This is a genomic window from Pseudomonas putida (genome assembly GCF_030159595.1).
Classification (GTDB): domain Bacteria; phylum Pseudomonadota; class Gammaproteobacteria; order Pseudomonadales; family Pseudomonadaceae; genus Aquipseudomonas; species Aquipseudomonas putida_AC.
The window spans coordinates 152,376-164,937 of sequence record NZ_BSKJ01000013.1 but is presented as its reverse complement, the minus strand read 5'-3'; the positions used below and the strand labels follow the sequence as shown (position 1 = coordinate 164,937).

Annotated in this window: 10 protein-coding genes; 4 read left to right on the top strand and 6 right to left on the bottom strand. The window is 64.3% G+C overall.

Going from position 1 to position 12,562, the window contains the following annotated elements:
• Positions 1–103 precede the first annotated feature (103 nt).
• From QQL85_RS24165 to nicC, 6 genes are all read right to left on the bottom strand, one after another.
• Positions 104–1,396, bottom strand: a complete 1,293-nt coding sequence (locus QQL85_RS24165; protein WP_284356818.1) for an OprD family porin — start codon at positions 1,394–1,396, stop codon at positions 104–106.
• Positions 1,397–1,535: 139 nt separating this feature from the next.
• Positions 1,536–2,849: an MFS transporter gene (locus tag QQL85_RS24160; RefSeq protein ID WP_284356819.1), complete on the bottom strand. Its 1,314-nt coding sequence runs from the start codon at positions 2,847–2,849 to the stop codon at positions 1,536–1,538.
• A 208-nt stretch (positions 2,850–3,057) separates the two neighbouring features.
• Positions 3,058–3,699, bottom strand: a complete 642-nt coding sequence (locus QQL85_RS24155) for an N-carbamoylsarcosine amidohydrolase (protein WP_284356820.1) — start codon at positions 3,697–3,699, stop codon at positions 3,058–3,060.
• A gap of 15 nt (positions 3,700–3,714) precedes the next feature.
• Positions 3,715–4,467, bottom strand: coding sequence for a maleate cis-trans isomerase family protein (locus tag QQL85_RS24150; RefSeq protein ID WP_086977785.1), 753 nt, complete (start codon positions 4,465–4,467; stop codon positions 3,715–3,717).
• Positions 4,468–4,480: 13 nt separating this feature from the next.
• A complete protein-coding gene (gene nicD / locus QQL85_RS24145; protein ID WP_284356821.1) occupies positions 4,481–5,287 on the bottom strand; it encodes an N-formylmaleamate deformylase in 807 nt (268 codons plus the stop codon).
• The gene (gene nicC, locus QQL85_RS24140; protein ID WP_284356822.1) at positions 5,284–6,432 is read right to left on the bottom strand and encodes a 6-hydroxynicotinate 3-monooxygenase; all 1,149 of its coding nucleotides are present in this window, start codon (positions 6,430–6,432) and stop codon (positions 5,284–5,286) included. The genes nicD and nicC overlap by 4 nt, the downstream gene beginning before the upstream one ends.
• 330 nt (positions 6,433–6,762) lie before the next feature.
• Here nicC and QQL85_RS24135 point away from each other — a divergent pair, with 330 nt between their 5' ends.
• From QQL85_RS24135 to QQL85_RS24120, 4 genes are all read left to right on the top strand, one after another.
• The gene (locus tag QQL85_RS24135) at positions 6,763–7,815 is read left to right on the top strand and encodes a 2,5-dihydroxypyridine 5,6-dioxygenase (protein WP_284356823.1); all 1,053 of its coding nucleotides are present in this window, start codon (positions 6,763–6,765) and stop codon (positions 7,813–7,815) included.
• A gap of 69 nt (positions 7,816–7,884) precedes the next feature.
• The gene (locus tag QQL85_RS24130) at positions 7,885–8,361 is read left to right on the top strand and encodes a MarR family winged helix-turn-helix transcriptional regulator (RefSeq protein WP_284356824.1); all 477 of its coding nucleotides are present in this window, start codon (positions 7,885–7,887) and stop codon (positions 8,359–8,361) included.
• Positions 8,362–8,528: 167 nt separating this feature from the next.
• On the top strand, positions 8,529–9,002 hold the full coding sequence (locus QQL85_RS24125) for a (2Fe-2S)-binding protein (RefSeq protein WP_284356825.1): 474 nt from the start codon (positions 8,529–8,531) through the stop codon (positions 9,000–9,002).
• Positions 8,999–12,562: a molybdopterin cofactor-binding domain-containing protein gene (locus QQL85_RS24120; RefSeq protein ID WP_284356826.1), complete on the top strand. Its 3,564-nt coding sequence runs from the start codon at positions 8,999–9,001 to the stop codon at positions 12,560–12,562. The genes QQL85_RS24125 and QQL85_RS24120 overlap by 4 nt, the downstream gene beginning before the upstream one ends.

Genomic DNA, 12,562 nt, shown 5'->3' with positions numbered 1-12,562 from the left:
ATGAAAAATCAGGACGAATACATCACCAAAGGTGTCAAAACAGCTTGCTGAAAACCATAGAATCTCCCACAGGGACATCACAGGCTTTTGAACATCTACACCTTCAGAACAGCTTGACCGTGTAACTCAGGATCAACCGGTTCTCATCAATATCCGTCCGGTAATTGGAACGCGCCATCACGTTGCGCACCCGCACCCCCAGCCCGGCAAACGGCCCGCTCTGCACCACATAAGCCAAGTCCAGATCACGCTCGCGGTCACGCCCTTCGAAGCCCAGCCCGGTGTCCACATCCCGCCCCTTCACATAGCGCAAGGTCGACGTCAGGCCCGGAATGCCCAAGGCGACGAAGTTATAGTCATGCCGTACCTGCCACGACCGCTCGCCCGGCGCCGAGAACTCATAGGTCGGCAGCGTGTTGCCCATCGGGTTGGTGTTGGCACCCACCTGGATAAAGCCGTCATCACCGCCGATCTGCTGGTACCCCACATAGAAGGTATGGCCGCCGGTCTTGGCCGAGAACAGGCTGAACAGTGCGTGGTTGTCGTAATCGCCGGCAATCTTGCGCCCGTCCTCACGGGCATCGAAATAGCCGGCATTCACCCCCAGCGTCCAGTCACCCAACGGCTCGGCGTGCTTGAAGCTGTAGAAGCGCTGCTGATAGATATCCTCCAGCTGCGCCTGCCACACGCCAACGCTGGTACGGTTGTCGTTGAATGCATAGTCGGCGCCCACATAGTTGAAGCGGTCGCTGGTAAAACGCGCCAGCCGCGCCGGGTTGATCGGGTCGTTGACCAGCGCATACATCCTCTGGCTGTTGGACGAGTCACGCAGGCTGGTGGAGCGGAACTGCCCGGCATTCAGGGTCAGCCCGGCAAACTCGCGGGACTCCACCATCGCCCCCTGGTAGGTCGGCGGCAGCAAGCGCAGGTCGCTGAACAGCAGCACAGGCAGGTTGGGCATCAACTCGCCCACCTTCAGCTCAGTCTGCGACACCTTGAACTTGATCGCCGCACCCAGGCGGCTGTACTCGTCCGCCGACTTGCCGCTGTCCAGGCTGGGCAACAACCCAGACTTGGCATGTTCCGGGCTGCTGTCGAGCTTGAAGCCAAGCAGGCCAGTGACATCAACGCCAACGCCCAGCGCACCCTGGGTATAGCCGGAGCTGGCATTGAGGATGAAACCCTGCGCCCATTCCTGGGTACGCGACTGGGTGCTCGCGCCCTTGATATCGGCGTAGTCACGACTGAAAAAGTAATTGCGCGCCTGCAGCGTGGCGCGGGCCCCTTCGATGAAACCGGCCTCTTCGGCCGAGGCCTCGGCACACAACGCGGCGGCAATACAGCCACCGGCCAGGCGCGCAGACGAGGAAAAACGCGGTGCAGTGGAACCTTGCATGGAGCTACTCCTGGAATCGGGCAACAGCCACCCGGCGCGGTGGCCTTGAACGGCCACCGACGTGCGGGTTGCGGTGAGAGAGGGTTGGCAGGCGGGCCCCCGGCCCGCCTGCCCTGCCGTTGCGTGAAGCGCTGGGCCGCTAGCGGTTGACCAGCTTTGCCGGCAAGGCAATGACCAGGAAGCAGCTGAGAATCAGGCAACCGGCAAATACCCACAATGCCGCGTGGGAGGTGCCAGTCAGGTCGGTGACCAGGCCCATCAGCGAGTTGCTGACCAGGCCGGCGATGTTGGCCACCGAGCAGGCCAGGGCGAAGCCGGTAGCCGCCGCCGTGCCCTTGAGGAAGGTAGCCGGCAGGCTGAAGAACACCGGCACGGCACCGATGATCGCCGCCGAAGCGATGGCGAACAGCACCACGGTCATCACCAGGTTCTGGCTGAACAAGGTACTGCTGGCCATGGCGATCGCACCGATGATGAACGGCACGATGATGTGCCAACGGCGCTCACGGTGGCGGTCGGAGCTGGCCCCGATCATCAGCATGCCGGCCAGCGCGGCCAGGCTCGGGATAGCCGTGAGCAAGCCGATGTGGAAGGTGTCGCTGACGCCCGCATCACGGATGAAGGTCGGCATCCAGAAGCCCATGGCATAGGCGCTGAGCAGGATCGAGAAGTCGATGCCGCCCAGCATCCACACCTTCAGGTTGAAGAAGCCGTCGCGGAAGCTGTGCTTGCTGTCCTTGCCCTCGGCATCATCGGCGGCCAGGTCTGCCGCCAGTTGCGCCTTGTCTTCAGCCGACAGCCACTTGGCCTGCTGGAAGTGGTTGGGCAATGCCCAGAACGTGAGGATGCCCAACAGCACACTGGGGATCGCCTCCAGCAGGAACAGCCACTGCCAGCCATGCAGGCCATGTACCTGGTCGAAATGCCCCATGATCCAGCCAGAAATCGGCCCGCCAATCACACTGGACAATGGCAAGCCGATCATGAACAGGGCGATGATGCGTCCGCGCTTATAGGTGGGATACCACATGGTCAGGTAGTACAGCACGCCCGGCAGGAAGCCGGCCTCGGCCGCCCCCAGGAGAAAACGCAGGATATAGAACTGGGTGGTGGTGCTGACGAACATGGTGCAGGCCGACAGCAGACCCCAGGTGATCATGATGCGGGCGATCCACAGCTTGGCGCCAACGCGCTGCAGAATCAGGTTGCTCGGCACTTCGAAAATGATATAGCCGACAAAGAACAGCCCGGCCCCCAGGCCATAGGCTGCGGTGCTGAACTGCAGGTCTTCGAGCATTTGCAGCTTGGCAAAGCCGACGTTGATACGGTCGAGGTACGCGGCAAGGTAGCAGAAACACAGGAAGGGGATGAGCCTCCAGGTGATCTTGCTGTACAGCGCTTTGGTGCCATGGTCGATGTCACTGTGGACCGTGGTTGCATTCGCAATTGGCATTTCCTGTCTCCTGGCGGGCGACTTTGTGGTTGTTTTAAGGCCAGCAGTTTTCGACGCGCCGGGCACCCCGCGCACTATACGCGGCGAGCCTTGGCAGCGCCTGAAGACCCCGAGTGCTCCTGCGGGGCGACCGCCCGGACAGCAGGCGGTCATGAACGGGCTTCCGGCACCGTTCCTTGATTGTTATTGGATAAAGGCTGCCCGGCACTCAGCCGGCCAGGTGCCGCAGTTGCTGCATGGCGTCCTGCCGGGTGACGACATCGCCGTACTTGCTGTCGATATCGAACAGATTGGCTTCATGCGGGTCGTTGTGGCGGTCGCCCACGCACTCGCGCACCACGATGGTTCGAAAGCCGTGCTGCATGGCGTCCACCGCACTGGCGCGGATACAGCCGCTGGTAGAGCAACCGGCCAGCACCACGGTATCCACACCTTGTGCATGCAGCAGCGGGGCCAGGCTGGTGGCGAAGAAGGCACTGGCGTACTGCTTGCTCAACACCACCTCCCCCGCCTGCGGTGCGACGGCCTCGCAGAAGGCGGCCAGCGGGTTGCCTTCGACCATGTCCTTCATCACCGGCGCCTTGCGCACCCACACACCGCCGTCGGCGAAATGCGGCGGCTGGTAGCGAATGTTGGTGTGCACCACCAGGGTGCCACAATCACGGGCCAGCGCCAGCAGGCCGGCGGCCTGTTCGACCGCCGTGACCACGCCTGGGGCATACAGCGGTGCGCCAGGGGTGGTATAGCCCTGCATGAAGTCGATCATCAACAGGGCCGGCTTACGGCCGAAGCCGATGCGCTGGCCCCACACGCCCTGGTAGTTGTCACGGGCGCTCAGTGTATCGCTCATGTCCGCCTCCCGATTTCAGTAAGCGCCCGACAGCAGGGCACCGGCGCCCGGCACGATCGGTTCGAGGTCCAGCGCCTTGAGCATGGCGTAGGTGGTGGCGATGGCTGCGGTGACCACCGGCTTGCCGGTTTGCGCCTCGACCTTGGCCACTGCAGGCAGCGACTGCATCTGCACGCAGGCCGAGAGCACGACCACATCCACGCCTTCCAGGTTCATGCCAGCGACAATGCCTGGCAGGTTGGCCGGGTCGTGGCGGGCCACGGCGAGGTTGTCGGGGATTTCCAGCGCACGCCAGTCCTGCACCTCGAAGCCTTCCTCGCGGATGTAGTTCACCACCAGTTCGGTCAGCGGCTTCATGTACGGGGCGACGATGGCGATGCGCTTGGCCTTCATCACATGCAAGGCCTCGACCAGCGCACCGGCGCTGGTGATGACTGGCGCCAGCGCGTCGTTGTCGGCCGTGGCCTGCTGCAAACGCTTTTCCGATTGACGGTGATACCCCAGGCCCATGGCCATGATCGCCACCAGGCAGGCATAGCCGAGCACATCGACCTTGGCGTCGGACAGCTCCACGGCACAGCGGTCAGACTCGGCGTCCATGGCCGCCAGTTCTTCCTTCTTCACCTGCTTCATGCGCATGCGACTGGAGTGGAAGGTGAAGCGCTCGGGGCGGATCGCCTGGCGTGCGTTGAGCATCGCCGGGATCTCGGTTTCCATGGTGGTGTTCGAGCTCGGCACGATCTGGCCGATGCGGTATAGCTGGGTCATGTCTCGTGCTCCGTCAGACGAGGGGTTGGTCGAGGAAGTCGCCAAAGGCGGCGAAGAAACCTTCAAGGTCATCCCAAGGGATCATGTGGCCGGCGTCGTCTACCTGTACGACCTGGATATCCGGCTTCAGCTCGCGGATTTCGGCGATGTCGCGGGGCTCGATCACCCCGCCGCGCCCGGCCACCATCAGCAGTGCCGGCTGGCGCACGGCGGGCAGGTCTTGGTGAATGTCCACCTCGTGGAAGTCCTCGAAGGCACGCACGATTGCCGGCTCGTAGCAGGTGTGCAGCCACTCGGCACGCAGGGCCAACTGCTCGTCGCTCCAGGTGGCACAGAAGGCGCGCATATCGTCGCCGCTCATGCCAACCGTGGCCTGGCGGATCGAGTCGACATACCACGGCAGCTTGCTCGGGTAGGCGCGGCGCCCCGGCCCGGACACCGGAGGGTCGATCAGCACCAGTCGCTGCAACCCCGGCGCACCTTGGGCTGCGGCTCGGACAGCAAACCGCGCCCCCATCGAGTGCCCGACCAGGTGATAGCTGTTCAGGCCCAGCGCTGCGGCGAATGCCGGGATATCCGCAGCACAGGCGTCAGTGCCGTAATCCAGATCCGGGCCACTTGAAGACAGGCCGCGACCGCGCACATCCAGCACATAGGTATCGAAGCACTGGCCAAGGCGCTCGGCCACGAAGCCCCAGGTAATCGCCGGGCTGGTGATGCCCGGCACCAGGATCAGCGCATGACCTTTGCCGCCGTAGCGCAGGTAATGCTGGCGGATGCCATTGGCACTGACGTTGCCGCCGGCGACGAAGGTACTCATGCGGCCTCCCCGCTTTTGAGCTGCTGCGCGTAGAGGTCATAGCCGTAGACCCAGGCCGGGTCTTCCTGGGTGTAGAGCCAGGTGTTGGCGTTCGATACCGACTGCACCTGCGATGCGCGCTCTTTGCGGTTGGCCTCGTACAGGGCGAATGCAGTGCGGTGGTCGGACAGCCCGGTCTCTTGCAGGCAGCGGGTCAGCATGGCCGCGTCCTCGATGGCCATGCAGGCACCCTGGGCCATGTGCGGCTTCATCGGATGGCAGGCGTCACCCAGCATGACCAGGCGGCCACGGCTCCACAGCGGCAAGGGGTTACGGTTGCGCAGCGGCCACTTGGTGATCGATTCGGTGGCGTCGATCAGCTTCTGCACGGTGGGGTGGTAACCCTCGAAGGCGGCGCGCATTTCTTCCTGGCTGCTGTCGACGTACGCGCCCTGGAAGTCCCAGGCCTCATGCGGTACGCCGGTGACGAAGTAGTACTCGTCGCGCTTGCCGGTGGTGTAGTAGACCATCATGTGGCGGTCTTCGGACCACCACTTCACGCAGGGCTCGAACACGTCGGCGTGCTGCGCCAGGTTCACCCCACGGATCAGTGCCCGGTGCGCGACCCAGCCGCTGTAGTGCGGCGCTTCGGCGCCTAGCAGCTCTTCGCGGATCTTCGAATGGATGCCATCGGCACCGATGACGATATCGGCCACGGTGTGCGTGCCGTCGGCGAAGTCCAGGCGCACCTGGTCGCCTTCGTCGACGATCTTTTCCAGGCGCTTGCCAAAATGCACGGTGCCCGGCTTGATCGCGTCGATTTGCAGCGCGTGAAGGTCGCCACGGTGGATGGTGATGTAGGCGGCGCCGTACTCGCGGCGGGCAAATTCACCCAGCGGAATACGCGACAGGTAATCACCCGTATTGCCGTCGCGGCTGAACCAGAAGTCCGGGTGCGAGCCCATCAGCTCCAGCTTCTGCTCCAGCCCCATGCGACGGAAGATTTTCATCACGTTAGGGCCGATATGAATGCCCGCACCAAGGCGGGTGAACGCCGGCGCCTGCTCGAACACCTCGACATCGAACCCGGCCTGTTGCAGCAACGTGGCGGCGGCTGCCCCACCCAGACCTGCACCGACGATTGCAATTTTCTGCCTACCCCGCATGGGTATCTCTCCTCTTGTTCTGATGTGTGGCCAGCGGCTCGACCGCCTGACGATTTAGAGCGTATACGCTGTAATTGATTTTTGGAAAGAGGGGCGAACAAATATTTTTCAAACACCTGATCGAAAAGCATTGCAGCAGAATTGTTACCGCAAACATTGGCTAATTGTGTGAATCGGTAACGTTTGAGAGATAACTTGCGCTTGTCGGCGGGATGCGCTTTCATCTGCAAAAGTAGGGCGTACACACTATTAATTTGCACCGAGATGAAGCGCCAGGCACTGCCATGGTGCAGCACCTCTCCCCCGCCAACGCCGCCCAGGAGAACCCCAATGCCGGTGAGCAACGCGCAACTGACCCAGATGTTCGAGCAGGTACTGAAGCTGTCCCGCGTGGACGAGACGCAGAGCGTCGCCGTGCTCAAGAGCCACTACTCCGACCCGCGCACGGTCAACGCTGCAATGGAGGCCGCGCAGCGCCTGAAGGCCAAGGTGTATGCGGTGGAGCTGCCCGCGTTCAACCACCCCACGGCGATGGGCAACGACATGACCGCCTACTGCGGCGACACCGCACTTACCGGCAACCTGGCGGCGCAGCGGGCGCTGGAAGCAGCCGACCTGATCGTCGACACCATGATGCTGCTGCATTCGCCCGAGCAGGAGCAGATCCTCAAGACCGGCACGCGCATCCTGCTGGCCGTGGAGCCGCCGGAGGTGCTGGCGCGCATGCTGCCGACCGAAGACGACAAACGCCGCGTGCTGGCCGCCGAAACCCTGCTGAAACAGGCGCGCAGCATGCATGTGCGGTCCAAGGCTGGCAGCGACTTCCACGCCCCGCTCGGCCAGTACCCGGCCGTGACCGAATACGGCTTTGCCGACGAGCCGGGGCGCTGGGACCACTGGCCCAGCGGCTTCCTGTTCACCTGGCCGAACGAAGACAGCGCCGAGGGCACGCTGGTGCTGGACGTGGGCGATATCATCCTGCCGTTCAAGAACTACTGCCGCGAACGCATTACCCTGGAGATCGAAAAAGGCTTCATCACCGGCATCCATGGGGGCTTCGAGGCCGAGTACCTGCGTGACTACATGAAATACTTCAACGACCCCGAGGTGTACGGCATCTCGCACATCGGCTGGGGCCTGCAGCCGCGCGCGCAGTGGACGGCCATGGGCCTGCACGACCGCAACGACGGCATGTGCATGGACGCCCGCGCCTTCTACGGCAACTTCCTGTTCTCCACCGGGCCCAACACCGAGGTCGGCGGCAAGCGCAAAACCCCATGCCACCTGGACATCCCGCTGCGCAACTGCGACATCTACCTGGATGACCAGGCAGTGGTGCTGGCCGGCGACGTGGTCGCACCAGAGGAGTCGCGGGCGCGATAGGGGTTATACTGGCCGGGCGCTCCGCTATTGGCGGCCGGCCAGCCTCTTCCCACCAGCCCAAGCCATCCTATGCCGAACAAAACCACCCCCAGCAGCGCCCCGCTCGACAACACCCCCTACGACGTTACCGAACAGGTCGGCCATTTGCTGCGCAAGGCCTACCAGCGGCACACGGCGATCTTCCAGCAGCAGGCCTGCGACCCGCAGCTCACCTCGATCCAGTTCGTCACCCTGTGCGCCCTGCGCGACCACGGCCCCAGCTCCCAGGCCGAACTGATCAAGGCCACCGCGGTGGACCAGGCGACCATCCGCGGTATCGTCGAGCGCCTGAAGGCGCGGGAACTGGTGCAACTGTCGCCAGACCCGGGCGACCGGCGCAAGGTCATCGTCGAGCTCACCGACAGCGGCGCTGCCTTACTGGACGAAATGATCCCCTGCGCCCGGCAGATCAGCGAACTGAGCATGGGCAGCCTGAATGCCGGTGAACGCGTGGCCATCCTGTACCTGCTGCGCAAGATGATCGACAGCGACGAAAGCGCCAGCTGACCTGAAGCCTGGGGGCTGCTACGCAGCCCCAGTCACAACTGTACCCCCCAAAAAATCATCCCTGGCCTGCTTCTTGCTCACTCATTTCATGTAGTGAGTACTTACCGAATTTCTCGCCCCATTTGAGTCCTTCGGTAGCGCAAGCAACCTCCAGAGATGAGCCAACAATGCAAACAACCATCTCCCTGCGGATCAACGGCCAGCCCGTCGAAGTCAGCGCCATGCCCGACACGCCGCTGTTGCTGATCCTGCGCAACGACCTGTGCCTGAACGGCCCCAAGTACGGCTGCGGCCTGGGCGAATGCGGGGCGTGCACGGTAATCATCGACGGCGTGGCCGCACGCTCGTGCGTCATCCCCTTGGCCGGCGCCGAAGGCCGTGACGTCACCACCCTCGAAGGGCTGGGCAGCAAGGCCGCGCCACACCCGGTGCAACAGGCGTTCATCGACGAACAGGCAGCCCAGTGCGGCTACTGCATGAACGGCATGATCATGACCGCCAAGGCCCTGCTCGACCGCATCCCCGACCCCAGCGACGAACAGATCCGCAACGAACTGCGCGGCAACCTGTGCCGCTGCGGCACCCACGTCGAAATCCTGCGCGCCGTGCGCCGCGCGGCACAGACCCGGAGCAAAGCATGAACCACTCGCAACAGGTGCCCAGCCGCGACCAGTTGCTGGCCAAGGCTGGCGTACTGCTGATCGTCGACCAGATCACCCCGCCGTCCGGCCCCGTGGCCAAGGGCGTGACGCCCGTGATCAAGGAGCGCGAGCTGGCATTGTTCATTGCCGTCAGCGACGACGGAATGGTTTACGCCTTCAACGGCCACGTCGACCTGGGCACCGGCATTCGCACCTCGCTGGCGCAGATTGTCGCCGAAGAGTTGGACCTGCGCATGGACCAGGTGCACATGGTGCTGGGCGACACCGAGCGGGCCCCCAACCAGGGCGCAACCATTGCCAGCGCCACCCTGCAGATTTCCGCCGTGCCCCTGCGCAAGGCCGCCGCCACAGCCCGGCGCTTTCTGCTGCAACAAGCCGCGCAGCGGTTTGCCTGCGCCCCCGAAGCCCTGCGCATTGAAGAAGGCGCAGCGATCGCCAGCGATGGCAGCACGCTGAGCTTTGCCGAACTGGTGCAAGGTAAAAGCCACCAGCTGTACATCGCCGACGACGCCCCGCTCAAAGCCATCGAGGACTATCGCTTGGTCGGGCGCAGCGCCGCACGGGTGGACATCCCCGGCAAGGCCACCGGCGAGCTGACCTATGTGCACGACATGCGCCTGCCCGACATGTTGCACGGCCGTGTCATCCGCCCCCCCTACGCCGGCCATGACAGCGGCGACTTCGTTGGCAACAGCCTGCTGGCGGTCGATGAAACCTCCATCGCCCATGTACCCGGCGTGGTGGCTGTGGTGGTCATCCGCGATTTCGTCGGTGTGGTGGCCGAGCGCGAAGAACAGGCCATTCGCGCCGCCCATGAGCTGAAGGTCAGCTGGAAGCCCTTTACCGGCAAGCTGCCCGATCTCAGCGATGTCGCCCAGGCCATCCGCGACAACCCACGCGTACAGCGCACCGTGCTGGACAAGGGTGATGTCGACGGCGGTATCGCCAATGCCAGCCAGCGGCTAAGCCGCAGCTACCTGTGGCCTTACCAGCTTCATGCATCGATCGGCCCGTCGTGCGCGCTGGCCGATTTCACCGAAGGGCCAATCCGCGTGTGGTCCGGCACGCAAAACCCGCACCTGCTGCGCGCCGACCTTGCCTGGCTGCTGGAATGCGCCGAAGACCGCATCGAAATCATTCGCATGGAGGCCGCCGGTTGCTATGGCCGCAACTGCGCCGACGACGTCTGCGCCGATGCAGTGCTGCTGTCGCGTGCCGTGCAGCGCCCGGTGCGGGTACAACTGACCCGCGAGCAGGAGCATGTGTGGGAACCCAAGGGCACCGCGCAACTGATGGAAATCGACGGCGGCCTGAATGCCGACGGCAGCGTGGCCGCCTACGACTTCCAGACCAGCTACCCGTCCAACGGTGCCCCCACCCTGGCCCTGCTGCTGACCGGCGCGGTGGAGCCTGTACCGGCGCTGTTCGAGATGGGCGACCGGACCTCGATCCCACCTTATGACTACGAGCACATGCGCGTCACCATCAACGACATGACGCCGCTGGTGCGCGCCTCGTGGATGCGGGGTGTGTCGGCCATGCCCAACAGCTTCGCCCACGAGTCGTACATTGACGAACTGGCTTTTGCGGCTGGCGTCGATCCGGTCGAGTATCGCCTCAAGCACCTGTCCGACCCGCGTGCCATCGACCTGGTCAAGGCCACCGCCGAACGCGCCGCGTGGCAGCCGCATACCCAGCCCATGCAGACGCAGGCCGAAGGTGACGTACTGCGCGGCCGTGGCTTTGCCTATGCACGCTACATCCACAGCAAGTTCCCCGGCTTCGGTGCAGCCTGGGCGGCGTGGGTGGCCGATGTCGCGGTAGACCGGCGCACCGGCGAGGTCGCCGTCACCCGCGTGGTGATTGGCCACGATGCCGGGATGATGGTCAACCCGGAGGGCGTGCGCCACCAGATCCATGGCAATGTCATCCAGTCCACCAGCCGCGTGCTCAAGGAACAGGTCAGCTTCGAAGAATCGACGGTGGCGAGCAAGGAATGGGGCGGCTACCCGATATTGACCTTCCCCGAGTTGCCGGCCATCGATGTAATGATGCTGCCGCGCCAGCACGAGCCGCCGATGGGCAGTGGCGAATCCGCCTCGGTACCCAGCGCAGCCGCCATCGCCAACGCCATTTTCGACGCCACCGGCATCCGCTTCCGCGAGCTGCCGATCACCGCCGAACGGGTGCGCGCCGCGCTCGGTGGCGAAGGCCTGGGGCCTGATGCCGCCACACAGGAGCAGCCCACGAAGAAGCGTTCCAAGTGGTTCTTCGGTTCGCTGGCCGGGGTGTTTGGCGCAGCCCTGGGCATGCTCGCCACCGCCCTGCCCTGGCGCGCCGACATCGCCCCGGTAACGCCGCCGGGTGCTGGCAGTTGGTCGGCTTCGATGCTCGAACGCGGGCGTCAGGTGGCGGCGGCCGGCGACTGCGCCGTGTGCCACACGGTCAGCGGCGGCAAGGTGAATGCGGGTGGGTTGGCGATGGATACGCCGTTCGGCACGCTGTACAGCACCAACATCACCCCCGACCCGGAAACCGGCATTGGCCGCTGGTCGTTCGCCGCCTTCGAGCGCGCCATGCGGGAAGGCATCAGCCGCGATGGCCGGCACCTTTACCCGGCCTTCCCCTACACCTCCTTTCGCAACATCAACGATGCCGACATGCAGGCGCTGTATGCCTACCTGATGTCGCAAACCCCGGTACGCCAGGCGGCGCCCGCCAACGACATGCGCTTCCCGTTCAACCAGCGCCCGCTGATGGCCGGCTGGAATGCGCTGTTTCTGCAACGCGGCGAATACCAGCCCGACCCACAACGCAGTGCACAGTGGAACCGTGGCGCCTACCTGGTCGACGGCCTGGGCCACTGCACGGCTTGCCACTCACCGCGCAACCTGATGGGCGCGGAAAAAGCCGGCAGCAGCTACCTTGCCGGTGGCAGGGTCGACGGCTGGGAAGCGCCGGCACTGAATGCCCTGGGCAAGTCGGCCACACCGTGGAGCGAGGACGAACTGTTCAGCTACCTGAGCACCGGTTTTTCCGACAAGCACGGTGTAGCGGCAGGTCCGATGGGACCCGTGGTCAGCGAGCTAGCCACATTGCCCAAAAGCGATGTACGCGCTATTGCTCATTACCTCAGCTCGCTCGACGGCGAACCTGCGGCGCCTGCCGCCAGGGCCGCACCACAAGCAGATACCCAGGTGTCGCTGAGCAACGGCGAGCGGGTATTCAAAGGCGCGTGCCTGGCCTGCCACAGCGATGGCCTGGGGCCGAAGCTGTTTGGTGTGAGCCCGTCCATGGCGGTGAACAGCAACGTCCACAGCGACCTGCCGGACAACCTGCTGCGTGTGGTGCTGCACGGCATTCCGACCCCGGCAACCCGCGACCTTGGCTACATGCCCGGCTTCAAGGACAGCCTGTCGGACCGACAGGTCGCTGACCTGGCGGCCTACCTGCGCCAGCGCTTTGCTGGCGACAAACCGGCCTGGCAAGGGCTGGCAGCCAAGGCCGCACAGGTACGCGCCAACCCCGGCAGCCACTGA